23 protein-coding genes are annotated in these 24,077 nt (G+C 62.4%); 10 read left to right on the top strand and 13 right to left on the bottom strand.

The genetic code is table 11. From position 1 onward, the window contains the following. Positions 1 to 284 precede the first annotated feature (284 nt). Positions 285 to 776 carry a DUF427 domain-containing protein gene (locus ABIE41_RS06715; RefSeq protein ID WP_192645063.1) on the bottom strand — a complete coding sequence of 164 codons (492 nt, stop codon included), beginning with the start codon at positions 774 to 776 and terminating at the stop codon, positions 285 to 287. Further along, positions 773 to 2,497: an FAD-dependent oxidoreductase gene (locus tag ABIE41_RS06710; RefSeq protein ID WP_192645062.1), complete on the bottom strand. Its 1,725-nt coding sequence runs from the start codon at positions 2,495 to 2,497 to the stop codon at positions 773 to 775. The genes ABIE41_RS06715 and ABIE41_RS06710 overlap by 4 nt, the downstream gene beginning before the upstream one ends. A gap of 730 nt (positions 2,498 to 3,227) precedes the next feature. Here ABIE41_RS06710 and ABIE41_RS06705 point away from each other — a divergent pair. The 5 genes from ABIE41_RS06705 (at position 3,228) to ABIE41_RS06685 (ending at position 5,834) form a co-directional block, all read left to right on the top strand. Next, positions 3,228 to 3,650 (top strand): LexA family protein, encoded by a 423-nt coding sequence (locus ABIE41_RS06705; protein WP_192645061.1) that lies wholly within the window; start codon positions 3,228 to 3,230, stop codon positions 3,648 to 3,650. Next, a complete protein-coding gene (locus ABIE41_RS06700) occupies positions 3,647 to 4,927 on the top strand; it encodes a Y-family DNA polymerase (protein ID WP_192645060.1) in 1,281 nt (426 codons plus the stop codon). Before ABIE41_RS06705 ends, ABIE41_RS06700 begins: the two co-directional genes overlap by 4 nt. Beyond that, positions 4,927 to 5,217 carry a hypothetical protein gene (locus ABIE41_RS06695; RefSeq protein WP_192645059.1) on the top strand — a complete coding sequence of 97 codons (291 nt, stop codon included), beginning with the start codon at positions 4,927 to 4,929 and terminating at the stop codon, positions 5,215 to 5,217. Before ABIE41_RS06700 ends, ABIE41_RS06695 begins: the two co-directional genes overlap by 1 nt. Then, positions 5,214 to 5,549, top strand: a complete 336-nt coding sequence (locus ABIE41_RS06690) for a hypothetical protein (protein ID WP_192645058.1) — start codon at positions 5,214 to 5,216, stop codon at positions 5,547 to 5,549. Before ABIE41_RS06695 ends, ABIE41_RS06690 begins: the two co-directional genes overlap by 4 nt. Positions 5,550 to 5,669: 120 nt before the next feature. Beyond that, positions 5,670 to 5,834, top strand: coding sequence for a hypothetical protein (locus ABIE41_RS06685; RefSeq protein ID WP_192645057.1), 165 nt, complete (start codon positions 5,670 to 5,672; stop codon positions 5,832 to 5,834). Positions 5,835 to 6,075: 241 nt separating this feature from the next. Here the strand turns inward: ABIE41_RS06685 and ABIE41_RS06680 are convergent, their stop codons facing one another. The 7 genes from ABIE41_RS06680 to ABIE41_RS06650 form a co-directional block, all read right to left on the bottom strand. Continuing rightward, the gene (locus ABIE41_RS06680; protein WP_192645056.1) at positions 6,076 to 7,047 is read right to left on the bottom strand and encodes an SMP-30/gluconolactonase/LRE family protein; all 972 of its coding nucleotides are present in this window, start codon (positions 7,045 to 7,047) and stop codon (positions 6,076 to 6,078) included. Next, positions 7,044 to 8,330, bottom strand: coding sequence for a TRAP transporter large permease (locus ABIE41_RS06675; RefSeq protein WP_192645055.1), 1,287 nt, complete (start codon positions 8,328 to 8,330; stop codon positions 7,044 to 7,046). Before ABIE41_RS06675 ends, ABIE41_RS06680 begins: the two co-directional genes overlap by 4 nt. Before the next feature lie 3 nt (positions 8,331 to 8,333). Next, entirely contained in the window at positions 8,334 to 8,888 is a 555-nt protein-coding gene (locus ABIE41_RS06670) for a TRAP transporter small permease (RefSeq protein ID WP_192645054.1), read from the bottom strand. Beyond that, positions 8,888 to 9,901, bottom strand: a complete 1,014-nt coding sequence (locus ABIE41_RS06665; RefSeq protein WP_192645053.1) for a TRAP transporter substrate-binding protein — start codon at positions 9,899 to 9,901, stop codon at positions 8,888 to 8,890. Before ABIE41_RS06665 ends, ABIE41_RS06670 begins: the two co-directional genes overlap by 1 nt. A gap of 63 nt (positions 9,902 to 9,964) precedes the next feature. Next, positions 9,965 to 10,984, bottom strand: coding sequence for a Gfo/Idh/MocA family protein (locus tag ABIE41_RS06660; protein WP_192645155.1), 1,020 nt, complete (start codon positions 10,982 to 10,984; stop codon positions 9,965 to 9,967). Between the two features lie 16 nt (positions 10,985 to 11,000). After that, complete coding sequence (locus ABIE41_RS06655) at positions 11,001 to 12,110, bottom strand: isocitrate/isopropylmalate dehydrogenase family protein (protein WP_192645052.1); 1,110 nt, start codon at positions 12,108 to 12,110, stop codon at positions 11,001 to 11,003. Continuing rightward, the gene (locus ABIE41_RS06650; protein WP_354193387.1) at positions 12,107 to 12,742 is read right to left on the bottom strand and encodes a GntR family transcriptional regulator; all 636 of its coding nucleotides are present in this window, start codon (positions 12,740 to 12,742) and stop codon (positions 12,107 to 12,109) included. Before ABIE41_RS06650 ends, ABIE41_RS06655 begins: the two co-directional genes overlap by 4 nt. Positions 12,743 to 13,167: 425 nt before the next feature. Between ABIE41_RS06650 and ABIE41_RS06645 the strand changes: the two genes are divergently transcribed. Both ABIE41_RS06645 and ABIE41_RS06640 read left to right on the top strand, forming a co-directional pair. Next, positions 13,168 to 13,608, top strand: coding sequence for a PA2169 family four-helix-bundle protein (locus ABIE41_RS06645; protein WP_192645051.1), 441 nt, complete (start codon positions 13,168 to 13,170; stop codon positions 13,606 to 13,608). A 201-nt stretch (positions 13,609 to 13,809) separates the two neighbouring features. Then, on the top strand, positions 13,810 to 14,373 hold the full coding sequence (locus tag ABIE41_RS06640) for a hypothetical protein (RefSeq protein WP_192645050.1): 564 nt from the start codon (positions 13,810 to 13,812) through the stop codon (positions 14,371 to 14,373). A gap of 419 nt (positions 14,374 to 14,792) precedes the next feature. Here the strand turns inward: ABIE41_RS06640 and ABIE41_RS06635 are convergent, their stop codons facing one another. Beyond that, the gene (locus ABIE41_RS06635; RefSeq protein WP_192645049.1) at positions 14,793 to 16,736 is read right to left on the bottom strand and encodes an AI-2E family transporter; all 1,944 of its coding nucleotides are present in this window, start codon (positions 16,734 to 16,736) and stop codon (positions 14,793 to 14,795) included. Positions 16,737 to 17,273: 537 nt separating this feature from the next. On the opposite strand from ABIE41_RS06635, the gene ABIE41_RS06630 reads away from it, so the two are divergent. Next, positions 17,274 to 17,921, top strand: a complete 648-nt coding sequence (locus tag ABIE41_RS06630; protein ID WP_192645048.1) for an alpha/beta hydrolase family protein — start codon at positions 17,274 to 17,276, stop codon at positions 17,919 to 17,921. Further along, positions 17,918 to 18,739, top strand: coding sequence for an exodeoxyribonuclease III (gene xth, locus ABIE41_RS06625; protein ID WP_192645047.1), 822 nt, complete (start codon positions 17,918 to 17,920; stop codon positions 18,737 to 18,739). Before ABIE41_RS06630 ends, xth begins: the two co-directional genes overlap by 4 nt. A 163-nt stretch (positions 18,740 to 18,902) precedes the next feature. Here xth and ABIE41_RS06620 read toward each other — a convergent pair whose 3' ends face one another. Further along, the gene (locus ABIE41_RS06620; protein ID WP_192645046.1) at positions 18,903 to 19,190 is read right to left on the bottom strand and encodes a hypothetical protein; all 288 of its coding nucleotides are present in this window, start codon (positions 19,188 to 19,190) and stop codon (positions 18,903 to 18,905) included. A 97-nt stretch (positions 19,191 to 19,287) separates the two neighbouring features. Between ABIE41_RS06620 and ku (ABIE41_RS06615) the strand changes: the two genes are divergently transcribed. Then, positions 19,288 to 20,124: a non-homologous end joining protein Ku gene (gene ku, locus ABIE41_RS06615; RefSeq protein ID WP_192645045.1), complete on the top strand. Its 837-nt coding sequence runs from the start codon at positions 19,288 to 19,290 to the stop codon at positions 20,122 to 20,124. Here ku (ABIE41_RS06615) and ku (ABIE41_RS06610) read toward each other — a convergent pair whose 3' ends face one another. Both ku (ABIE41_RS06610) and ligD read right to left on the bottom strand, forming a co-directional pair. Then, positions 20,125 to 20,913 (bottom strand): non-homologous end joining protein Ku, encoded by a 789-nt coding sequence (ku, locus tag ABIE41_RS06610; protein ID WP_192645044.1) that lies wholly within the window; start codon positions 20,911 to 20,913, stop codon positions 20,125 to 20,127. 74 nt (positions 20,914 to 20,987) lie between these two features. Further along, complete coding sequence (gene ligD, locus ABIE41_RS06605) at positions 20,988 to 23,645, bottom strand: DNA ligase D (RefSeq protein WP_192645043.1); 2,658 nt, start codon at positions 23,643 to 23,645, stop codon at positions 20,988 to 20,990. Positions 23,646 to 24,077 lie beyond the last annotated feature (432 nt).

The following is a 24,077-nucleotide window of genomic DNA, read 5'->3' as shown; positions in this document are numbered from 1 at the left end:
TTTTGGGCCATAGTCCATGTGGGCCTTCCCGTTGAGTTGGCCCGCCAGGATCCGCTCGATCATGCGGGAGCCGAAACCCCGACGCTCGGGGGGACTGGCGGGAGGGCCGCTATACTGTTTAGGGCACAGCGTTGGTCAGAAATGACGCAAGAAATCGCAACTCACCCGTCCTACGATGTTAACGCGACGTGTTCGGCGGCGTTGGTGCATAGCTCGTTCGTGGCTATCGCCAAGCTAACAGCCGCCTCCGGAATAGGCTCCTTCAAAACTGTCTCCACGGTGCGTCACCAGAAGCGGCTTCCAGGCACGCCCTTGAAGGGCCCGACGACATGCGAGGTGATCCAGCCGCCATAGAAGCCTCCGGCTTGCGGCGTCACCTGCTCCCCATCGACCAGGCACTCGTCGAACGGCTTTGCATAGAACGCGATCAAGCCCGCCAAGATCGCGAAGGACGGAGCCGGTGACGGATAGTGCCAGCCGATCTGTTTGAGGGTCTCGTCCGCGAGCACGAGGTCGACGTAGGTCGCCTGTCCTTTCCACTCGCAGATCGACCGATGCGGCGACGCCAGCAGGCGCGCGTTCACACAATCCGGCGGCAGATAATAGGTGGGCGGATGGCTGGTTTCGATGACCCTGACCGAAGCTTTAGTGTCGGCAATTGTCTGGCCACGATACCTGATCAGGATGTGACGCGCACACGGCTCTGCGATGGCGGGGCGTGGATAGGACCAGACACTCTCTTGGTCTGGTCCGGCAGGATCAGGGGTGATGTTCATGGCTCGCCCTTGTGCGGTTTCGCTTCTTCAAATGGCGCGTTCGGCGAAGGGCGGCGCGGCTGGGACGGCTCATCCCTGCGATGTGCCAGATAGGCGTGGATCCGCGCGACGACAGCCGCGCCCTCTCCAATCGCGCCGCCGACACGCTTCACTGATCCGGCGCGGATGTCTCCGATCGCGAAGATGCCGGGAAGGTCGGTTTCGAGCGAACCATCGGTCATGACGAAGCCCTTGTCGTCCAGCGCCATGCCACAGCTAGCGAGCCAGTCAGAAGCCGGGTCCGCGCCGATGAAGAGAAACAGGTTGCGGATCGGCGCATTTGTCTCTTCGCCCGACATACGGTCGCGCCATGTCAGGCTTCGCAAGCCGGTCTCGTCACCGTCGAGGCTCACGATCTCGGTGTGTGGCATGAGCTCGATCCGTGGGTCGGCGGCGATGCGGTCGATCAGATAGCGCGACATGGTGTCGGCGAGACCAGGTCCGCGTACCATCATCCTCACCTTGGTAGCATGCTGGGCTAGGAAGACGGCCGCCTGGCCCGCCGAATTGCCACCGCCGACGAGCACGACCTCCTGCCGGCTGCAGAACTGCGCCTCGATCGGCGAGGCCCAGTACCAAACGCCACGGCCGTCGAATTCAGCGAGCCGGCCGATCGGCGGGCGGCGATAGCGCGCGCCCGAGGCGACGATGACCGCCCGCGCGCAATAGCGGCGGCCATCCTCGGCATCCAGCAGGTTGACGCCGCCTGCGCCGCCAAATGTCAGCGCGGTGATGGTGGTTGGAATTGCAATTTCGACTCCGAATTTCTGCGCCTGCACGAAGCCGCGCGCCGTCAGGGCCTGCCCGGTAATCCCGGTCGGGAAGCCGAAATAGTTCTCGATCCGAGCGCTCGCGCCGGCTTGGCCGCCGAAGCTGCGCCGATCAAGCACCACGACCGACAGTCCTTCCGAGGCTGCATAGACGGAGGCCGCGAGCCCGGCCGGTCCGGCGCCGACGATCGCGACGTCATAGATTCGCGAGGGGTCGGCCTGTCCGATCATGCCGAGCGCCTGTGCGAGCGCTCTTTCGGAGGGCGCTCTGAGCACCGTGCCGTCAGCGAGGAGCGCGAGGGGATAGTCCGCTACTACGGGGTGGATCGTCGTCAGGAGGTCCCGGGCATCCTGATCAATGTCGGGATCGAGCGCGCGGAACGGCAGGCCGTTGCGGCTGAGAAAGTTGGCCAGCGCCACCCGGCCCGGATGATCCGCCGGCGCAATCAGCAACGGGCCGCCCGCGCCGCTGGCGATCAGCTCGACTCGGCGCAAGATCAGCGCGCGGGTGATCCTTTCGCCCAGCATCGCGTCGGCGACAAGCAAAGCACGGAGGTCGGCCGGGTCGAGTACGATCGCCTCGCTGTCCTCGACGGCGACGCCGTCGACCAGCGCCGGCTTGCCGGACAACCCAGCCGTCTCGCCGATGATCGAGCCCGGTCCGTGGTCCGCCACGGGAACTCCCCGGCCCGTCGCGTCATGGCGCGCGATTGCGACACGGCCGCTGACGAGAACGAGCAGCCCGATCCCGACCTCGCCAGTTCGAAATAGCGCAACGCCGGCGGCGTAGCGTCGCCGCATGCCGAAGCCCGCCACGCGAGCGATTTCGCTCTCGCTTAGGATCGGAAACATCTGGTCGTGGCGCTGTGCGCCCGGTCGTGGACTCTCGGTCATGGCGCCTCCTGCCGTCATCCTATGCGAGGATAGCGACACTCGGCAGAGCCCGTCTCATGGGCGCTGTATAATTTCGGCGTTGGCTCGATAGGGCGCGTCGGCTGGCTGCTCTCTCCGCGAACGCTGGGCAGCGCCCCCCTTGAGGCATGTTCTTCGGATCAGGTGCTAGAACCGATCGTGTCGCGGCTCCCGTCGCGCAGGCCAGCTGCAACACGTTGGAGAAGGGCTACCGCAAATCGGCGCAAAACTACCAACGCCCGGTCTCTGGCATACATCGGCGATGAAGCAACGGCGCGGTCCCGCTATCTTTCGCACGCGTTAGCCGCCTAAACAGTTGGCCTTTTATATCGAAGTCGCCCGTCCAATCCGTCGCCATCATGACGGCCAAGATGGGTCGGTGGTGGTCGCCCACGAGCCGTCCAGCAAGGTCTGCTTACCCGGTAACGAGCCCAACGGGGGACGTTAGACAACGCTGCCTCGAAGCTCTCAAGGAAGGAAGACAACCAGATTTTTTGAAGCGCCTGAGCGCAAATTTTCGGTCGGCGATCGCCCCAGTGGCGCATTGCGGAAGTTGCGTCGTGTCGCGCCCGCGGCGTCAGAGGCCGTGCAAGCTCACGCATCTTGTGGTCAGATCCGTCCACCACCTGCTGCTGGTCATGGACACGCGGATTTCCGCTGATGCAACCGCACGCTTGACTCTAGCGCGACGTTTGTTCTGATTATGTTCTCTTTGTTGGGAACGCAAACAATGCAAATTTCGCCGGTCGTCGTTGGCCTACCGATCTACCTGCCGGTCTATCTGAAGGCGGTACGGGCGGGCTTCCCAAGCCCGGCGGACGACTACCTGGACCAACCGATCGATCTAACCCGGACGCTCATTCAGAACGCCCCGGCGACCTTCATCATGACGGTGGCCGGAGATAGCGCGATCGACGTCGGCATCTTCGACGGCAGTCTGATCACGGTCGATCGAAGCCTAGTTCCCAAGGACGGCGACGCCGTCGTCGTCGACGTCAACGGAGAGCGCAGCATCAAGGTCTTCAGGATTGTCGGAGGACGATCCAGCCTCGCGTTCGGTAACCGACGCTACCCCGATTACGACCCTGGGCCGGATGCCGAGATCGACGTCTTCGGCGTCGTGACCAACACGGTCCGGCGCTTCCGCCGATGACCCGGTCCTTTGCCTTGATCGATGGGAACAGCTTCTACTGCTCCTGCGAGAGGGTTTTCGATCCGAAGTTGCGCCGCCGCCCTGTGATCGTGCTCTCGAACAACGATGGCTGCGCCGTCGCGCGCACGGCCGAGGCCAAGGCGCTCGGGATCCAAATGGGCGCGCCGATGTTCACGATCCGCGACCTCTGCAGGCGCGAGGGCGTGGTCGTGTTCTCATCAAACTACACGCTCTATGGCGACATGAGCCGCCGGATGAACACGGTCTATGAGCGGTTCGCGTCCGACATCGAGGTCTACTCGATCGACGAGAGCTTCCTCGACATGAGCCCGGTGGCACCCGGCCAGCGCGAGGAGATGGCACGGGACCTGCGCTCGACCGTATCGACCTGGACGGGCGTTCCCACCTGCGTCGGCATCGGTCCCACGAAGACCCTGGCCAAGCTGGCCAACAAGATCGCCAAGAGCACGCCACAGCTGCGCGGAGTCTGCGACCTCACCAGTGATGAGGCCCGGTCCGAATGGCTGCCGCTGGTGGGGCTCGAGGATGTCTGGGGCATCGGCCGCGCAAGCCAGGCCAAGCTTGCCGCCTTCGGCTGTCACACCGCCGCCGACGTCGCCGCGCTCACTCCCAAGCTCGCCCGTAAGAGCCTGACAGTCGTCGGCGAGCGCATCATCCATGAACTCCGGGGAACGCCTTGCATTGATCTGGAGAGCGTGGCGCCAACCCGGAAGGGCTGCGCCGTCACGCGAAGCTTCGCGGGCCGCGTCGAGAGCCTAGACATGATGCAGGAAGCCATTGCGGCTCATGCGACGAGGCTCGGCGAGAAGCTACGTCATCATGGTCTGGCGACGGACCACGTCACGGTCTTCTTTCACACATCGCCGCACGATCGCGGGCCCTCGCGCTCCGTCTCGACCACCGTCGATTTCCCCGAGGCGAGCAACGACACGCTCGCCCTTGTCCGCGCGGCCAAGTGGGGTGTCCGTCGGATCTGGAAGTATGGGTACCGCTACGCCAAGGCCGGGCTGATGACGGTCGACCTCGTGCCGCTGGAGGCCTCGCAGCGGGCATTGATCGGTGCCCTCGATCGGGAGAAGTCCGGCCGACTGATGGAAGCCTTGGACGCCTGCAACCGGAAGCTCGGACGAGGCGTTGTCTTCCCCGCGGCGGCAGGCATCGCTCGCCAGAAGAAGGCCTGGGTCACGAAATTCGAGATGCGGTCGCCGCGATACACGACGCGGCTGGAGGAAGTCCCCGTGATCGGGAGAGCGTGATGGGGTTCGATCATCAGGTTGAGATGAAGCTTGCGGCCAAGGACGCGACCGGGCGGCTCCGGCGGATCGAAAGCTGGTGCGCAGACTGGGAGATTAGCTTTCGGGTACTGAACCGCTTCGCGGGTTCGGAGACGATCCGCATCGCGTTCGAAGACCAGCGTCTGGCGCGGGCATTCATCGGCCATTTTGGTGGGGTCGTCGTCGACGAGCGCGAGATCCAGGATGCAGTAGCCGGCGACAGGGCCGATGAAGATGCCTACGATCGGCTGGCGCGGGAGTATCCCGATTGAGCGGCCGCTCTTATCCGACCACACCCGATGGCCGGTATTTTCTGGTCGCGGGGCGGCTGTGGCGTTCCACGAACCCGGCCATCCCCGAAGACCGTCGTCATCGGCTCGTCGCGGATCTTATGGATGCTCGGCGGGCCGTGAAAGACGCCAAGCGCGGCAATGGCGAGCTCAGCGCCGCTCGACAAGCTGTCGACGCGGCCAAAGTCGCCTTAGGCGAACGCGGACCGGTCTGGTGGCAGGACGGCGCGCCCGACCTCAACCGTCACCTGGCAAAGAACACGGCTTATGCAGAATGGGCGGCGGGGTTGAAGAATTGCGGGATGGGGACCTAGATTGATGCGGCCGGGCCAACAGCCGCGGGAGGGCGGCATGCGGAAGCAAACCGTCAAACTGACGACCCGCGTGGGTATCGAAGGGGCCTATCGGGTCGACCTGCCGCTCGATCCAGTACCTTGAACGAGCGGCTGTTCGCCATCGGCCTATGGTTGGTCGAGCGTGACATCCCGCATCAGGCCCGCGTGATGATGGAGCCTGAGCACGAGCGCGTCCGCGTCAGTTTCAGCGATGCAAATGACGCCGATGCCTTCCGCGAGCGCTTTGGCGCCAGGCTGAACTAGACGCCGAAAGCTGGAACGGTTAAGCAGAATGCGATCGGCACGAGGCTCTGGCAGGAGATCGGTGCGCGTCCAGCGGATACTGACAGTCGCGTCTTTCGGATCGATACAGGCGCTGCACCGTCCATGGCCGGTTATTTGCCGCGTGCCAATCCCTGCAACGGACGAAAGTCGTCGCGGCAAATGCTGGTCGGTTTGGCGCAATGCAGCGTGCCGCTGGCTGCATAGGCCAGACCAAACCGTTTCAATAGTGCCAATGCACTGGTGTAGCGCCTGCCACCGGTAGCCGAATCTGAGCGATATGGTCACCCAGCAGACAACCTAGATAGCCGGTTCGAAGATCGTGCCCACCGAAGGCGATGCTCGACAGGTTGCGCAGCTTCGTGGCGGGATTATTGTCCATATGCGGGCGGCCCAGTTCATTGGCTAGGAATGACCGCTCTACCCATGCGACGTGCTCGGCATCGGTCTCGCTAAGCATAGTCTCGACAGTGCGGCGCTCCAGATCGATCCGTAGGAGCTGGTTCGAGATCACCCCCGCGATCCAAATATGGCCCTCAGCATCGAAAGCGAGACCATCGGGAAACTGGCCCTCGCCGAATTCGTGCACGACTTGCCTTGTTCCCAGTTGGGCGCCGCGACCGATCGGTAAGCGGCTAAGGCGCCTGCCATAGGTCTCGTTGACATACAGCCAGCCTCCGTCTGGAGAGATCTGGCATTCGTTTGTAAAGCCCAATCCATCAGCGGCCACTCGCGCACCGCGCTCGTCGAGCACCGCGACGAAGCCGGTCGATGAATCCAGTCGATAGTCCAGCGAACGTGGCTTCACCCGCGTCGAAACTGTCAGCCAGAGCCGCCCTTCCCGGTCTCGCACCACGTAGTTGGAAGGCGGGATCAGCTGGCCGTCGATCTCGGTTAGGATCGGGGTGACTTGGCCGTCCCGTGTCAGGCGCCAGATGCCGCCGATCTCCGTGCCGAGATTGGCAATTAGGAACGAACCGTCGGGCTCCAGCGCAATGCCGTTGGGGCGCAGGCCCTCGGGAAGATCAGCTGTCGTGCCGGTATAGAGGGCTTGGGTGCCATCGGGCTTCAGATGCGCTACTCCGCCACGCCAGTCGGCGGTGTAGAGGTCGCCGGTTTTCGTCGCTAGAACGCATTCTGGGCGGACCAACCCCTCGCCAAGCAGCGATACTTCGGAAAGCGCGATGGGGTTCATCCGCGCATGAACCAGACCAGAGCCATCGGGATCGCCTCGACATAGGTGACGGTGAACAGGACGACGAGCGCGATCGCGAACATCGGGATCAGCTCGCGGGAGATCGCGACCATGCCGACGCGCGCAATTTTGGCTGCGACAAAAAGCGTGCCGCCGACGGGCGGCGTGTAGAGACCGATCACTAGGTTGAAGACCATGATGAGCCCGAGATGCACCGGGTCGATGCCGAAGGCCTTGGCCGTCGGGATAAAGAGCGGGGCGGTTAGCATCAGCGAGGGCAGCGGCTCAAGGAAGATGCCGACCAGGATGAGCGCGATGTTAAGCAGCAGGAGGAAGACGTACTTGTTCTCCGAGACCGCCAGTATCGCCTGCGCCAGATTAGCGGGAATCTGTTCGACCGTGATCAGCCAAGACAATGCGCCCGTGGCGCCGACGACCAGCATGACGACCGCGCTGGTGCGGAAGGAATGCAGCAGCATCTCCGGGACCTGGCGCGGCTTGACCTCGCGGTAGACGAATAGCGCCAAAACGAGCCCATAGAACACCGCAACTGAAGCAGCCTCTGTGGGTGTGAAGACGCCGCTCAGGATGCCGCCAAGGATCACCACCGGCATGCCGGACGCTGGCAGGATCGCGACGAAGCTCTTCCAGATCTCGGCCCGGCTAGGCATCGCACCGCCGAGGTCGCAACCAAGCGAACGGCCCTTCCAGATGCAGAGCAGGATGAGTGCAAAGGCGAGGGTGAAGGCCGGAAAAACGCCAGAGACGAGCAGTTCGCGGATCGAGACGTTGCCGACGAAGCCGTAGACGAGCAGCGGGATCGACAGCGGCATCAGCACGCCGATGGTGCCGGCCACCGCGATCAGCGCGCCGGCGAAAGCACGCGGATAGCCGCGCTCGGCCATGCGCGGCACCATGATCGAGCCGATCGCGGCGGAGTCGGCGACGGCCGAGCCCGAGACCGAGCCGAACATCGTGCAGGCGGACACCGTGACGACGCCGAGCCCGCCCGGCATGAAGGCGAGCAGCGAGCGGGCAAAGTCGATCAGCCGTTTGCCGACGCCGCCATGGGTGATGAGTTCGCCGGTGAAGATGAAGAGCGGGATAGCCGCCAGATGCAGCGGCTCGACGCTGGAGAGGTAGGACAGGAAGATCGCCTCAAGCGGATAGCCCTGGCCGAAGATCCAGATCGTCGAGATGGTGGTAAGCAGCAGCGCCCAGACCAGCGGCATGCCGAGCAGCGCGAGCGCGAAAAAGATCGCGCAGATGACGGCGAGAACCATGTCTTAGTCCATGAAGGCTTCTTGAGGGATCGGTTCGCCCCGTGCCAGCAGGGTCGCCTCGTAGATGACGTAGATCAGCGCAAGGCCTGAGCCGACGGGCATGGCGAGGTACTGCGCGCCCATCGGCCAGTGCAGCACCGTCATCTCCTGCTCCATAGTGCCCTGCGCGATGTTCCAGCCGTACCAGACCAGGAAGCCGAGCAGCGTGATGACACCAAGGCGCGTCGCGAGCTCAACGACACGTGTCCAGGCAGGGGGCATCGCCTCGACGAACTCGGTGATGCGCATATGAGCGCCGCGCCGCGCTGCCGACGCGCCGCCCAGAAAGGTAGCCCAGAGCAGCACGAACTCTCCGAATTCGGTGTTCCAAGCGATATCGCTATTGAGCAGCACGCGAGCCGCGACATTGGCAAACATGACCAGCAGCAGCATGATCGCGAGCCCGGTGACGACGACGTCGATCGCGTCGCCGAGCAGGCGCAAGGCTGCCGGTTCAGGGCGGCCGGGACGGTAGAAATAGAACGACCCGTCCGCGGCCCCGGCATCGGGCGTTGCCATCAGCCCATCGCCTTGCGGATGGCGGCAGCCTCCCCGATCATCTGATCGACGGCTGCTGCACCGAACTCCTTTCGGGCGCGCTCGTTTGCGCCCTCGGCGGCCTTGCTCCAGGCGGCGAGATCCGGCTTGACGATGATGGCGCCCTTGGCCGTCATCTCGGCCAAAAGCTTCTCATCGTTGGCGCGAACCTCGCGACGGTTCCAGTCGCCCGCCTCCTTGGCCGCCTTCATCACGCCTTCCTGGTCCGAAGCCGTCATGCCCTTGAAGGCGCGCTCGCCCATGGCGAGCCAGAGCGGCGAATAGACGTGGTTCGACAGGGTGACGTATTTGGCCACCTCGTAGAAGCGCTGGGAGAAAATCGTGTCGATCGGGTTTTCCTCACCCGAGACCGTGTTCTGCTGGATGCCGAGATAGACCTCGGTTACCGGCATCACAACTGGCGAAAAACCGATCGATTCCATGATCCAACGGATCATCTCCACCGGCGCGATGCGCAATTTCCGGCCCTTGGCGTCGGCTGGACTGTTCAGCGGAAAATTAGTGGTAAAGCTGCGGAAACCCGCCTCCCAGTTACCGATCACGCGCATGCCCTTCGCCGGCAGCGCTGCGGCCTGTTTAGCGATGAAGGGCGACGTGTCGTAGAGCTTCCAGCCCTGCTCGTAATTCTCAGCGAGATAGGGAAGCGCGATCAGCGAGAGGTCCTTCACGTGCGGGGTGAAGGTGACCACGCCGGTGACGGCGAAATCGAGTCCGCCGATCTGGAGCTGATCGAGCGATTTGGCGTCGTTGGCGAGCTGGCCCGAATGGTAGACCTGTACCTTATAGCGGCCCTGCGTGTACTTCTCGACCGCAGCGGCGAACATCTCAGCCGCCTGATGACGTGCCCCAACCGACGTATCGGTATGGCTGAACCGCAGGACCTTGGCACTCTGCGCCTGAAGGATGGAAGGAAAGCCCGTGACGGCGAGTCCGGCGGCGGCCGAGCCCTTCAGAAGATCGCGTCTGTTGGTCATGATATCCTCCCCGGATATGGTTGTTGGGCCAGCGGGCGGCTTTGGTGCCGCCTTCTCGTGGATCTAGAGCGTAATGAAGCGACCCTCCTCGGCCGACCGATAGATGGCCTCCTCGATGTCGAGATTGCGGAGATAGTCGCGTCCGGAATTGACGAGCGGCGTGCCCGTGAGCAGATGGTCAATGATGTGGCGCGACTGTCGGTAGACGCAGTCACCGCCATAGCCGCGCTCCTCCCAGTCATAGGCGTGCTCGTATTCTTCCCCGCCGCGTGGGCGGACGAAGAGTCTCCCGAAACCGTCGAGCCGGATCACGCCCTGCGTGCCCTCGACCATCAGCACGCCATTCGTCATCCGCGTGTCCTTTGATGGATGATCAACATGGCGATTGCCGTCGAACAGGCCCGCCGCGCCGCTAGCGAAATCAAAGATCACCAGGCCTGCATCCTCGCCAGCGATGACCGGGTTGATCCGCCGCAGCCGTGCAAAGACGCCGGTGATCTCCCCCATCAGGAACCGGAAGACATCGATTAGATGGATGCCGGTTTCGTGGATGAGGAAGCGCGGCATCGTCTGGAAATAGGGCTGGCGCGACAGATAGGCGTCGGGGCCCTGGCCGTCGCCAGGCCGTAGGCGAAAGCTGATGTTCAGCGGCGTTCCAACTGCCCCAGCCGTCATCAGCCGCTCGGCCTCCAGGAACCAGGGCATGAATCGGAAATTCTCGTGCACGGCGAGCAACGCGCCGGCCTCTTCGGCCGTCTCGACCAGCTCCCGCGCCTCGAGCAAAGCTGGAGCCAGCGGCTTCTGGCAGATCATGGCCACCTTGCGTCTCGACGCCGCCCGCACGAGGTCGAAATGGGTCTGAGGCGGCGTCACGATGTCGATCAGGTTGGGCTTCGTCTCGTCCAGCATCGCTTCCGCTTCAGCGAAGGCACGTGCTTGCGGGAACAGGGCCAAGGCGGCCTCACGCTTCTGCGGGTCGCGGTCGGCGATGCCGACGACGCGCACATTCGCCATCCGGCTCCATGCGTCTTGATGGAAGCGGCTGAAATAACCGCAGCCTGCGATGGCGACCGCAATCGTCATGACTGAGAAGTCCAGGTCATTGCGGATCTGCCTCGCCGCTGCGAATGAGCTCGGCAACGGCTCGGCCAATCTCGACAGTTCCATTGGAGCCGCCGATGTCGTGGCTGCGCAGCCCGAGCGTTCCGAAAGCATGATCAACGCTTCGCTCGATGGCGCGGCCCGCATCGACGGCTGCCTGACTGCCGCGTGTCTCGCCAAGCCAATCGAGCATCAACGCTGCCGACAGGATCATCGCCGTCGGGTTGGCGATGCCCTGTCCGGCGATATCGGGGGCGGTGCCATGGCTCGGCTGGAACATGCCGTTGGCCGCGCCGATGTCGGCTGAGGGCGCAAAGCCCATGCCGCCAATCAAGCCAGCGCCGAGATCCGATAGGATGTCGCCGAACAGGTTCTCCATCGGCAGCACATCGAAATCCCAGGGCCGGCGCACGAGGTCCAGCGCCATCGCATCGACGTAGTGATGGCGCGCTTCGATGTCGGGATGATTGGCCGCGGCCTCGTAAAAGACCTTCCGCATGAACGCGAAGGAGAGGAAGACGTTGGCCTTATCGACCAGTGTGACACGGCCCGGTGTACCGCGGCTCTCGCGTCGTCGACGGGCAAGCCCGCAGCAGAACTCGGTCAGCTTTTCCGTCGTCGCGCGGGTGATGACCTGCGTGTCGCGCGCCTCGCGGTCGTCGATGATCTCGCCCTTGCCGCGCGAGGCGAACATACCCTCGGTCGATTCTCGGACGATGACGAGGTCGATCGACTTGGCACGCTCGTCGGCTAGCGCAAGCCTGACACCGGGGATAGCGCGGATCGGACGCACGCCAGCGTACAGCGAGAAGGCGACACGCAAGTCGAGTTGGGGGGCGATCTCTGTGCCGTCGGGAAAGCGGATGTCGGGCCAGCCCATCGCACCGAACAAGATAGCATCGGCCGCGCCAGCGCGTTCGATTCCGTCCTTGGGCAGGGTCGCGCCGGTCTCGCGGAAATGATGAGCCCCGCCTGGAATTGCCTCGGGCCGGAAGGACAAGCCGAAACGGTCCTCAACGGCGGCAAGCACGGCGGAGGCAGCTTGCATGACTTCGATGCCGATGCCTTCGCCGGGCATCACCGCGAGATGAAACGAGTTCGATGTCATAGACGCTGGATTCCGTGGCGCTCGATGATTGTCGTCAGTTCTTGGCCGCCGCGCTTGCGGTGAGCGAAGTAGAGGTCGCGCGCTCGCTCGCCATCGCCGGCGAGGATCGCATCCACGACGGCACGGTGTTCGGCAGTCGACTGCAGTGGCAGGGGGCGCAACGACAGCGTGAACATCCGGGCGCGATGGGCCTGATCCCAGACGGTCAAGATCATCGCAGCCAAGCGCCTATTGCCGCATAGTTTGGCCAGGCTCATATGGAAGCGCTCATCAGCCATGGCCCAGGCGACGAGATCGGGCTGCGAACCCTCAAGTGCCTTCTCCATATCGTCACAGGCCGTGACAAGACCGGACAACTCGGAGCGGTCGGGTTTACGCGCCACCAGCAGCTCGACGGCCGTTGGCTCAAGCGACATGAGAATCTCGTAGATTTCGCGCATATCGCTTGGCGACAACGCCGAAATCCGCACCCCGTGCCGCGGCACGATCTCCAGCAATCCCTCTTGTTGGAGGCGAACGAAGGCTTCGCGCACAGGCGTCCGGGAAGCCTCGAATTCAGTAGCGATCTGACTCTCCAGGATCTGGGCGCCGGGAGGATAGCGGTTGTCGAGGATCGCCTGCTTCAGCTTCAGGTAGACGGCATCGGACGAGAGCGCAGAGCGCGGGCGCTTTCCTCGACCTCATCATGTCTGGCCAAAACAATCATGTACGCGTCCATTAACGTATGCGTTGGTGAGAACATTGCATTGAGGCGGCTGGGCCTGCAAGTGGATTCTCGTATGAGCGGCTGACTTCACTCGCGGTCCGAGAGGCGATTGGGCCGCCTTGAGGGCAAACCGCGCAGTCACGGTTTGAACCTGCGCCCGCGACGAAATGGGAAATGGCAATCAACTCTCAGGTGGACGTGCCAACAGTCCGGTAGGTCGTCATGGGCTAAAGCCAAAAATTCCGGGACGTTGTGCAGGGCACCAAGATGAGCGCTGGGTGGGCGGAACCGCGCAGGGCGTCGGGGATTGTGTCGAGAACAATCGACCGGTCCCAGCGACAGGAGTGCGCGATGTATCACAACCATCTGGCTGCTCTACACACCGCCATAATCGATGCGCGTGAGGGCTATAGCAAAGCCATCGAGAAGGCTGAGGACCCCGATGTGCTTGAGCGACTGCGTGCTGTCGATGCCCTGCATCAGGCGGCTCATGCCGATATTCATCGGATGCTCTCCACTCATGGTGATAAGGCCGATGACGAAGGTTCGCTCATGGGCAGCGTTCACAAGGCGGTGGTGACGGCAAGATCGGCGATCCTCGGTTTGGACGACGCGTCACTGTCTGCATTCGCAAGCGGCGAAGAGAACACCTTAGAGGCGTATGACGAGGCGATCGACGAGACGACTAACCCGGCCGACCGCACAACTCTGCAGCGGCACCGCGAGGCGCTTGCGTCCGAAGTTTCGAAACTCAATCGCCAGGCCCAGGCCGGCGAAACGGCCGTCATTTGATGAACTTGGCAAGAGCCGGCCTTAATGGCCGCCGGCACGACCTAGGTTCTTGATCGATCAGTACGATCAGCCCGCCGACTCGTGCAGAAAACCCAATTGGCGGCCGAATCGTTGCGTGTTTGCCAGCGGCTGACCTAGCGGCGTTTGTACCGAACACGTCGGCGCCGCGCTTAGACCATCAGCAAATCAGGACTTGATCGCATGACCGCCGACGAAAAAAGGCTCGCCGAGATCGCCAGCGAACATGGATTCAGCCGTGATGCAGTCGAGACGGCGCGCGCCGCCTTGCGTCAGGGTGGTGGACGCATGGCGCAGTTCTCGCACGCCGATTTCGGCGGCATGGCGCAGTGGTCACGCGGCGGTATGAGCATGGTCGGAGCGATGTTCGACAGCGGCCTGAAGGCCAGGTTCGACGCCATGATGGCTGAACTGGCGTCCCTATCTGACCCCGCCACAGCCATGCCGAAGCACGCTGAGCCTATCGCCGCAGCGTCCTCTGAAAGCCATAACGAGTCCGCATGGACTAAAACATTTGGCGCGCCCTCGTCGTCGGGTTCTCAGAACGGGATGCGCTATGCCTACTTTCCCGATGTGCGCCGGCTCGTCGTCGAACGGGGCGACGAGCGCACAATCTACGACACAGGCGATTACGAGATTTCCGGCGTCTCCCAGCAGCAGATGGCCCAAGGGCGGCTGCAGTTTCACAGCCGGTCCGGAGACGTGGATCTGAGTGCGCTGTCGCAGGTCGACGATGAAGCTAGCTGATGGCGCCGCGAACCTTGCAAGCGCTGCGCGAGCACTAATCACCTGTTGTGAGAGAGTTGACGATGTGGAAGTTGATACTGGGCCAAGCGCTGGGCGCTTATCTGACGAAAATCTCTGCCAGTGGGCGGCATCCGCGCTTTGTTTCAGCCCTCCTTGCCCTCGTCGCAACCCGCATGGGCGGCGCCAGCAAGTTGATGGGGATATGGGGCCTTATCGCGGCCCTGACCGGTCGCCGCGGGCGTTGATTCTCTCGCCAAATCTGGGATTGGGTAACTGCGTCATATCCGGGCCAGATTTTCGGGGAGGCGGCACAACGCCTTTGTCCCAAGAATGTGAGCCTAGATCCCGCTCACGATCGAGAATTCTTGCTACAGCCAACCCGTAAATCGCTACTCACCTTGAGCTCTTCACTTTTGCGTTCACGTGTTCGCGACAGGAGCCTCGGCCAACGGCGCGATTGCTGCCAGTTCAAGGCAGGCCCGGCTGGCGCCCCGCAGCGACGTTTCAGTCCGGTCGGCCAGTTGTGTGTCGATGATCGCATGTTCGGTGGCAAAGTAGGCCAGAACAATTGAAACGCGCGGCATGCGGCGGCGAAGGCGTTTGATGGCATAACGCATATGGGATTCGCTTTGCGTCGCGAGGTAGCACAAGCAGATCAACGTGGGCTCCGATAGAGTCAGCGCCGAGAGCTTGGTACTCGACAGGGTGTCTTGCGGTAGCACGCGGTTGGCTAGCCCATGCTTGCCGAGAACCTGCGACAGCATAAGAGCTGCCGCCTCGTCCAGGCTCGACTGAGCTGCGACCAGGACAACTCGCTCGGGTTCACGAAATGCGGCCTTCAGTTGCTCGTCGGTAAGAACGGGGAGGTCCGATGAGCCCTCGGTCTCGTCAGTTTCGTCAACTGCAGCGCCGGCCTCGGCATCAAGCGTCACCTCTCCCGAACTGGGTTTACGGTCCTCGTGGTCGGACAGATCGTCGAGGACTTCGCGAACCGTCTCAAGTATTTGCCTCTGCCGCTGCGCATCAAGAACGCCACGCGCCATATCGCCGGCCGCAAGGCGAAGACCTTCGATAGCTACCTCGTCGTAATAGGCTGACAGGGAGCGCTCCTTTAGGACCTCCTCAGCCTTGTCTGCAGCCTCGGACGGATCTCCCGCCAGCACGCGTTGGTAGAATATCTCAGGGGCGGAGAGCGGCGGCCGGTCGCCCAATAGAACATCCAGGAACTGAAGACGGTCTACATGCCGACCGAGCACCACGAGGCACACGGTCAATGGCGTGGCCAGTACCAGGCCTATCGGGCCCCATAGCCAAGTCCAAAACGTCGCCGCCACGACGATAGCCACCGGCGAGAGGCCGGTGGTCCGACCGTAGACCAGCGGCTCGACCACATGTCCCGCGAGCGGTTCCGCGACCAGAAAGAGCGCGGCAGTCCAAGCTAGCATGGTCCAGCCGGGATCGACCGCAGCAGCGATCACCATCGGAAAGATCGCCGATAGAATGGCCCCCAGATACGGCACAAAACGCAGGATGGCCGAGAGGATGCCCCAGAGCAGCGCGCTCGGCACGCCGATTATCCACAGACCGGTGCCGATCAGCAGGCCGAATCCGGAATTCAACAGCAACTGCGTTAAAAACAGCCGGCTCAGCCGCTTGGCGGCATCGTCGAATGCGGCGGTCGTATTCTGCAGATCATCGGTTCCCGTCAACCGGATGAATCGGTTTCGCAGATCCTCACGTTTGAGCAGGATGAAGACCATAAAGATCAGCACAATGCCGGTCGTCGTCAGGGGGTGGATGAGCGGCGTCAAAAACGCCTGCAGCGTCTGCAGCGCACCCGGTGACGGCTGATGCACCTCAACAGGGATCGGCCGGTTGTCGGCTGGTGGCGAGAGCTGCTGCCCCGCGGCGGCGCGGTCTGGCCGATCGAGTTCCTTGCCAAGTTCTTGGAGGACGTCGACGGCCCGCGAGAGTACTCCCGTTCCCGGTCCTGCCCCTTTTAGCGACGCAATTTTCTCCCGCATTGTGTTTTGGTAGATTGGCAGGTCAGATGCCAGTTGCGTCGCTTGACCGACCATGGCCATGGCCAGTCCGGCGACCACCGCAAACGCGCAAATCACGACACTGACGACGGCGATCGATCGTGGAAGCCGCACCTTCTGGAGCAGCTTAACCAGCGGCGCGAGCACGAAGCTGAACAGGATCGCGAGTGCTACGGGGACAAATACCTCGCGCCCTATATAGAGCGCGCCGATGATGAGCGCGCCCGTGGCCACGCTGCCGAGCCCGCTGGGCGCTTCAACAGGGGGGAGACGGTGCGGCAGGAATTCAGGCTTGGCGCCCGAAGAACGTGTGTCTGCCACGGCGCGTAATCTCCATCCCTAGCCTGATAGCCGCGCAAACGTCCGTCATATCGGTAACTCCGATTAGCGAAGCTGCGACATGAACTCGGACAAGTGCGCGTTTTGAGATGACGACGGTAGCTGTAGCGCCGGAGCATCAGCGCGCCGGGCCGCTATTCCCACTGCCGAAGGCTGAACTCGGATCGCGGAGAGCGGTTCCGCGATTGTCGCCTTTCGGGTGTCAATGGAAGGGCCTCGAGGACGCTCACCCACGCGGTCAGCGTGATTGGGTACCCGAGCGTATAGCGTCGGGACAATCGCCGGAGCAGCAGCTGACGCATGATTATGCGAAGTGGTTGAAGCACCGCGCCTCGAGGCCCAGCGCGCCGGGAACCAGGCTGTGGGGACGACCGTTTTCCAACGGGTGCGATGAGATCTAAACGCGTACCGATGACAAATGGGCCGAATTAAATCGTCATCGATCGCCCTCAACGCCGCATGTTGAGGCAGCTTGGTCTCCGGGCTTACAAAACGGTCAAGCCTGGTATGGGAAGCGCGATGGCCATCTTATTTGACGGACCCGAGACCGCGAGCACCACAATCATATTGGCTCATGGCGCGGGGGCGCCAATGGACTCGGCCGCGCTGAGTTCGACCGCCAAAGCACTGGGCAGTGTGGGATTGAGGGTAGCGCGGTTCGAGTTCGGCTACATGGCAGGTAGGCGATCAGGTGCCGGTCGCAAGCCACCGCCGCGAGCGGAACAGCTGAACCCAGAATACATCGCTGCGGTGGACGCAGCCGGCGCAGAAATGCCGCTCATTATTGGCGGAAAATCGATGGGTGGCCGCGTCGCCAGCATGATCGCCGACGAGCTTTTCGCCGCAGGCCGCATTAAGGGCCTTCTTTGCCTTGGCTATCCGTTCCATCCGCCGGGTAAGCCGGACCGGCTCCGCACCACGCACCTCGCTGATTTGAAGACACCTACGTTGATCGTGCAGGGAACGCGCGACGCATTAGGCAGCCAGGCGGACGTCGCTAAGTACCATCTGTCCTCGGCGATCGAATTCCTATGGCTTGAGGACGGCGATCATGACTTGAAGCCTCGAATAAGCGTCTCGGGCCTGACTGCGGCCGATCATCTCAGAACCACGGCCGAGGCCGTTTCCACTTGGGCTGATCGGATTACGGGTGAAACCGATCGATGAAGGTCGCTACTTTCAACGTCAATGGGATTAACGGGCGCCTTCCCGTGCTGTTGCGCTGGCTGGAGGAGGCTCAGCCCGACATCGTGTGCCTGCAAGAACTGAAAGCGCCAGACGCGCGCTTTCCAAAAAAGGAAATTGAAAACGCGGGCTATGGCGCGATATGGCACGGCCAGAAGGCTTGGAACGGCGTCGCGATACTCTGCAGAGGCCGGGAACCGATCGAGACCCGGCGCGGCCTTCCCGGCGATCTTGGTGACGATCAAAGCCGCTATCTCGAAGCGGCCATCGACGGCATGCTCGTCGGTTGCCTGTACTTGCCGAATGGCAATCCCGCGCCCGGCCCCAAGCTGACCTACAAAATTCGGTGGTTGGAGCGGTTGACCGGTTATGCTTCGGAGCTTCTCGATTTGGATGTTCCGGTTATACTGGTCGGCGACTTCAACGTCATCCCAACCGATTTGGACGTGTACAATCCGGCGCGCTGGCGAAAAGATGCGTTGTTTCTCCCCGAGGTTCGCGATGCCTTTCATGCTCTGGCCGGCCAAGGCTGGACTGACGCCATGCGTGCACTGTACCCAGACGAGCGCATTTACACGTTCTGGGACTATCTCCGAAACGCGTGGGGCCGGGATGCGGGACTGCGCCTCGATCACTTCCTTTTGAGTTCGCAGATCACAAAGCGGCTCGTTACCGCTGGCGTCGATCGTGACGTGCGCGGCTGGGAGAAGGCGAGCGACCACGCGCCTGTTTGGATCGAGCTGTCAGCACCTGCCGTGCCATTGCGGCGCCAACGCTTGTCGACAAGAAAGGGCTCCTAACGAGCATAGGGATCCATCCAAGCTAAGATGCTTCGTGGCGGCCAATGCGAGTCGCTGGCAACCGTGCGTGCGGCCGGCATTGAAGCATATGAGACGTCAATCCACGTTCGAACCGACGCCCGATCGCCGTATGGTCTGACGTCGGATGTCTCAATTGCCGGTTCTACTGCGTTTGAACTGGCGCATCCCGGCGTGTTGCCGCCTCTTTGTGAGCAGCGTCGACAAAGAGGTTCAGTGCCTGCCGGACAGCGATCGTCAGCTCGACGTCGTCGCCGCCCTCGGTGACACCGCGGATAACGAGGCGATCGATCTCGCGCCTGAACGCCCCCTGCAAATCGCCGGTTCGCGGGATCGCCGACCTCAGATCTTTCTCGTTTGCGAAGGCCGTTACGAGAAGCCGGCGCAGGCCTGCATTCAGGGCTTTCGCGATGATGGCATCGTCCTTCGGCATTGAACCTGTTTCTTTCTTGAGCGCCTGTCGGTGGAACCATCGACATCGCCGGCTAGTTCCTCGCGGGCGTTGGTTAAGACGCGGTTGGGGAACGGCTATGGCTCCACGCGCTGTCTGGAAGGGTGTTCTCAAGATCGCAGAAGTTACGTGCCCGGTGTCGCTTTACACGGCCGCCTCGACCTCGGAGCGCATCTCATTCCACACCATCAACCGCAAAACCGGCAATCGGGTGCACCGCCAGTTCATCGACGAGGTCTCAGGCAAGCCCGTGGAGACCGAGGACCAGGTCAAGGGCTACGACAAGGGCGAGGGCGACTACATCATCCTCGAAGCCGATGAAATCGCTGCTGCGGTGCCTGAGAGCGACAAGACACTGACCGTAGAGACGTTCCTGCCTTGCGACGAGATCGACGACATCTTTTTCGACAAGCCCTACTACGTCGCACCCAGCTCGCCCGTTGCCTCCGAGGCGTTCGCGTTGATCCGCGAGGGCATGAAGGGTCAGAAGTCGGCAGCACTTGCCCGGACGGTGATATTCCGCCGCATGCGCTCGATCCTGATCCGGCCGCATGGCGAGGGACTGATCGCGACGACCCTCAACTTCGATTATGAGGTGCGCTCGGCCCAGAACGCGTTCAGCGACGTGCCCAAGATCAAGATCGACGACGAGATGCTCGAACTGGCCGAGCACATCATTAGGACGAAAGCTGGCGAGTTCGATCCCAGAGAATTCGACGACCGCTATGAAAGCGCTCTGGCCGAACTGGTCCAGGCGAAGATCGAAGGGCGCAAGATCAAGCCGCAGAAGCGGCCCGAGCCGACCAAGGTTGTCAGCCTGCTCGATGCGCTGCGCGAAAGCGCCAAGAGCAAGCCTGCCCAAAAAGCGACGAAGGCGCCTGCCGCCAAGGAAGCACCCCGAAAAAAGGCCGGCTGATCACTTCTTGCGAGGCTCGAGGCTTCGCCTCAGCGCGTCCATGATATTCACGACATTGCCTTCACTAGCCTGCGGCTTCGCTGCCTTCGTGGGCTTACGGCCCTTCTGTTTGGCCTTAATGATCGCGAGCAGTTCGTCTTGGACGGGGTCTTTGGCCAGATCAGGCGACCAGTCTTTCGTGCGGGTCGTGATGAGCTTGTCCATCAACGGCCGCAGTTCCGCTTCAGGCTCGGCATCCTTGATCGAGGCGAAATAGTCCTTCTCGGGCCGAACTTCGTCACCATACCGCAGTGTCCAAAGGACGATGCCATTGTCGCGCGCATCCAGCAACACGGCGCGTTCGCGGCGATATAGCACCACGCGGGAAATCCCCACCGTCTTCGTCCGCTTCATCGCTTCCCGGATGACAGAGAAGGCCTCTTCGCCAACCTTGGAGTCGGGCACAAGGTAATGGGGCGCGTCATACCAGATCCAGCCGACCGAGGATCGTGGAGCAAAGGTCTGAATGTCGATCGTGCGGGTGCTCTCCAAGGCGACGGAATCGAGTTCGTCATCCTCCAGGACAACATAGTCGTCATCGCCCTTGGGATATCCCTTGACCTCGTCGTCGTCCGCCACGGGCTTGCCGGTGACGGCATCGACATATCGGCTCTGGATGCGGTTACCGGTTTTCCGATTGAGCGTATGGAACCGGACTTTCTCGCTCTCGGAGCGGGCCGGCATCATTGCGACCGGACACGTCACCAGCGACAGTTTCAGATAGCCCTTCCAGAACGTCCGCGGCGCCATGGTCATATCTCCAACTGCCCCGGTGAACGCAGGGTCTCGTCTCTTCGTTCCCGCGTTGTCCCGCCAACTGAGGGTTAGGCAGATGAGGTGCGCTTTCCGAGCTTCTTGATGGCATCGGTGATCGATCCCGCCGCATCGTCATAGCCGTCCCAAGCCTTCGTCTTCTTTAGAAGCCCAGGCACCGTCCTCACTGTGAAGCGGCTGGGATCGAGATCTGCCTTCACCTGCGACCACGTCAGTGGCATCGAGGCATGGGCGCCGGGCCGGGCCCGGGGTGAGAGCGGCGCCACGGCGGTCGCCATCCGGTCATTGCGAAGATAATCGAGAAAGATGCGGCCGTTGCGGAGACGCTTGGCCATGTTGACGACGTAACGCGAGGGCTGATCGCTCGCGAGCTCCGCACACACCCCACGCGCGAAGTCCTTGGCCGCCGGCCAGTCGCAGGATGCCCGCTTGCCATATGTTAGAGGAACCACGACGTGGAGACCCTTGCCGCCGGTGGTCTTGCAAAAGCTGACCAGACCAAGGGCCTCGAGCCGCTCTTTCATCTCCTTGGCCGCGTCGATCACATCGCCGAAGGTTACGCCAGGGCCCGGATCGAGATCGAAGACAAGGCGCCCGGGTATCTCGGGAGAGCCAGGGGCGCAGTTCCAAGGGTGGAGCTCGATACCCCCGACCTGGGCCGCGGCGGCAAGTCCCTCGATCCGGTCGATCTGCAGATAAGGCTTCCTGTCGCCCGAAACGCGAACGAGTTCGAACAGGTTTGAGGTCCCCATGCCAGCATGGCGCTGGAAAAACGTCTCCCCCTCGATCCCGTCTGGCGTTCGCACGAGGGAACACGGCCGGCCCTTGATGTGGGGAAGCATCCATTCGCCTACGGCTTCAAAGTACTCAGCAAGATCCTGCTTCGAGACGGGGCGGTCGTCCTCAGCGTGTGGCCACAGCGCCTTGTCGGGGTGACTGATGCTGACGCCCATGACGACCGCACGGCCGCCGCGGCCGCGCGATCGCATCGGCGTTGGCTCGGGCGCCCCGACCATCTCAGGATCGGACGGCAGTTCCGCCTCGACCTCCTCGGCCGGCTTGTCCTCGCGCAAACCCTTGAAGGCCGCCTGACGGACCATTCCATCACCTGTCCATCCGGCAAAGGCGATTTCGGCGACGAGCTCGGGCTTCAGCCAAGTCACGCCGGCTTCTCGCTTTGGCGCCCCAATGCCCGTGAATGGCGACGTCTTGGCGGCGACGGCCTTGAGCTTGGGCATCAAAGCATCGATCTTGGCCGCGCTATAACCGGTGCCGACCCGACCGACATAGACGAAGTGCGAGCCGCGGTTCACTCCGACCAGGAGCGACTTGAACTTGCCAGCCGTTGTCGCCCAGCCTCCGATCACGACCTCATGGCCAGCGCGGCATTTGGCCTTCGTCCAGGTGTCGCTGCGCCCGGACACATAGGGCGCATCAGTTGCTTTGGAGACGATGCCTTCCAACGACAGCCGGCACGCCGACTTCAGCACGGCGTCGCCGCCCGTATCGAAGTGCTCGACGTAGCGTAGCGTCACGCCATCGGCTTGTTCTTCCAGATAACCCTTCAGCCGTTCCTTCCTCGCGAGAAGCGGCTCCTCTCGCAGGTCGGCACTCCCGTCGAAGAGCATATCGAAGCCGAAGAAGACCAGATTGTTCGTCTTGTCCTCGGACAGAGCCGCCTGGAGTGCTGCGAAATCCGGCGAGCCATGGTCGTCGAGAGCGACAATCTCACCATCGATGATCGCGGGAGGCAGACCTACCGCCGCCTTCGCGATCTCACTGAACCTGGCGGTCCAATCGAGACCCTTCCGGGTCTTGAGGGTGACGACGCCGCTCTCGATCCTCATCTGGATCCGGTAGCCATCGAATTTGATCTCGTGGACCCAATCCCCTCCACTGGCGGGCCTTTCGACGCTGCGACAAAGCTGAGGCTCGATGAAGGACGGAAGAGCGGGGACAGCGGAGGACTTTTTCGACCTGGATACCTTGGCCGACGAGGGTTCAGGCCTGGATGCAGGCTTGGCCTGGTGGCGCCTTTCACTCGCGGCGAGCCCTTTGCGGCTGTCCCACTCCGCGTCGGGGGAAAGTACCTCCTCTTCCAGCATGAATGGCTTCGGCGACCGGCCCTTACCCGCAGCGATCGTCGCCATGCTGCGGCCCGATGCGACCGACTTGTCATTGGCCAGGACCGCGTCGCCATGGCTTTCGACCGCATGCTCGTCGCGATGCTTGATCAAGAGCCAGTTGGTGCGCTTGCCGCCGTCGCGGTCGTGCCGCATGCGGACGAGGACGAAACTGCCCTGCAGGCGTTCGCCGTCGAGCTGAAACTTAAGCTCGCCCTTTTCGAGTTGCTTCTCGGCGCTGATCTTCCCTTCAGCCTGCCAGTGGCCACGGTCCCAAAGTTGAACCGTGCCGCCGCCATACTGGCCCTTGGGAATCGTGCCCTCGAAATCGCCATATGGCAGCGGGTGATCCTCGACCTCGACGGCCAAGCGCTTGTCAGAAGGGTCGAGTGAAGGGCCCTTCGTCACTGCCCATGAGCGGAAAACGCCATCGAGTTCGAGGCGAAGATCGTAATGTAACCGAGTCGCGTCATGTTTCTGGATCACGAAGCGTAGCCGGTTTGACGCGGCGACGGCGGCCGCGCCATCCGGCTCTTTGGTCTTCTGGAAATCGCGCTTCTGGCGATACGCCTCAAGTTTTTCCAAAGCTCAACCCCATGTTCCAGGTGAGCCCGCAGGACCTCTCAGCGATCTGGCGTCCCATTTCATCGACTTTCGCGCGCCGCTCGCGCTCTGCCCTAAGCTTACTCACAGACGCCGGATTGCTTTCGTTCCGCATGATCACCCTCTCGGTGAGGAGGCAAACGATGGCGGCAGGGGTCTGTTCCCCTTTGCTGGATGTTGATTGCATCAGCGGCCGATATGCGGGCGGTCCCTCCATTTCGTAACATAGGCGCCAATCCGGTTTATGCCACAGCGGACGAGTACGGATAGGGCCTCCGCACTGACCTCTGAGCCTTGACGTTCCTGAATGGTGGAACTTGGAGTCGTCGCTCTTCGAAGCCGAGTCTAATGGGATAGAGAACGAGCTCCGACACGTTCCATGCTGTTGGCGATTGGGTGAACCCCATGCTGATC

The sequence above is a fragment of the Bosea sp. OAE506 genome (genome assembly GCF_040546595.1).
Classification (GTDB): Bacteria; Pseudomonadota; Alphaproteobacteria; order Rhizobiales; family Beijerinckiaceae; genus Allobosea.
The sequence above is the reverse complement of the archived record's forward strand: the minus strand, read 5'-3'. Positions and strand labels throughout refer to the sequence as shown.

Excerpts from the sequence above, each read along its gene's own strand:
- ABIE41_RS06670 (WP_192645054.1), bottom strand. The coding sequence starts at position 8,888 with ATGGCAACGCCCGATGCCGGGGCCGCGGACGGGTCGTTCTATTTCTAC.
- ku (WP_192645045.1), top strand. The coding sequence starts at position 19,288 with ATGGCTCCACGCGCTGTCTGGAAGGGTGTTCTCAAGATCGCAGAAGTT.
- ABIE41_RS06645 (WP_192645051.1), top strand. The coding sequence starts at position 13,168 with ATGTATCACAACCATCTGGCTGCTCTACACACCGCCATAATCGATGCG.
- ABIE41_RS06660 (WP_192645155.1), bottom strand. The coding sequence starts at position 10,984 with ATGACGATTGCGGTCGCCATCGCAGGCTGCGGTTATTTCAGCCGCTTC.
- ABIE41_RS06655 (WP_192645052.1), bottom strand. The coding sequence starts at position 12,110 with ATGACATCGAACTCGTTTCATCTCGCGGTGATGCCCGGCGAAGGCATC.
- ABIE41_RS06665 (WP_192645053.1), bottom strand. The coding sequence starts at position 9,901 with ATGACCAACAGACGCGATCTTCTGAAGGGCTCGGCCGCCGCCGGACTC.
- ABIE41_RS06680 (WP_192645056.1), bottom strand. The coding sequence starts at position 7,047 with ATGAACCCCATCGCGCTTTCCGAAGTATCGCTGCTTGGCGAGGGGTTG.
- ABIE41_RS06695 (WP_192645059.1), top strand. The coding sequence starts at position 4,927 with ATGGGGTTCGATCATCAGGTTGAGATGAAGCTTGCGGCCAAGGACGCG.
- ABIE41_RS06640 (WP_192645050.1), top strand. The coding sequence starts at position 13,810 with ATGACCGCCGACGAAAAAAGGCTCGCCGAGATCGCCAGCGAACATGGA.
- ku (WP_192645044.1), bottom strand. The coding sequence starts at position 20,913 with ATGGCGCCGCGGACGTTCTGGAAGGGCTATCTGAAACTGTCGCTGGTG.
- ABIE41_RS06630 (WP_192645048.1), top strand. The coding sequence starts at position 17,274 with ATGGCCATCTTATTTGACGGACCCGAGACCGCGAGCACCACAATCATA.
- ABIE41_RS06700 (WP_192645060.1), top strand. The coding sequence starts at position 3,647 with ATGACCCGGTCCTTTGCCTTGATCGATGGGAACAGCTTCTACTGCTCC.
- ABIE41_RS06620 (WP_192645046.1), bottom strand. The coding sequence starts at position 19,190 with ATGCCGAAGGACGATGCCATCATCGCGAAAGCCCTGAATGCAGGCCTG.
- ABIE41_RS06675 (WP_192645055.1), bottom strand. The coding sequence starts at position 8,330 with ATGGTTCTCGCCGTCATCTGCGCGATCTTTTTCGCGCTCGCGCTGCTC.
- ABIE41_RS06710 (WP_192645062.1), bottom strand. The coding sequence starts at position 2,497 with ATGACGGCAGGAGGCGCCATGACCGAGAGTCCACGACCGGGCGCACAG.
- xth (WP_192645047.1), top strand. The coding sequence starts at position 17,918 with ATGAAGGTCGCTACTTTCAACGTCAATGGGATTAACGGGCGCCTTCCC.
- ABIE41_RS06715 (WP_192645063.1), bottom strand. The coding sequence starts at position 776 with ATGAACATCACCCCTGATCCTGCCGGACCAGACCAAGAGAGTGTCTGG.
- ABIE41_RS06705 (WP_192645061.1), top strand. The coding sequence starts at position 3,228 with ATGCAAATTTCGCCGGTCGTCGTTGGCCTACCGATCTACCTGCCGGTC.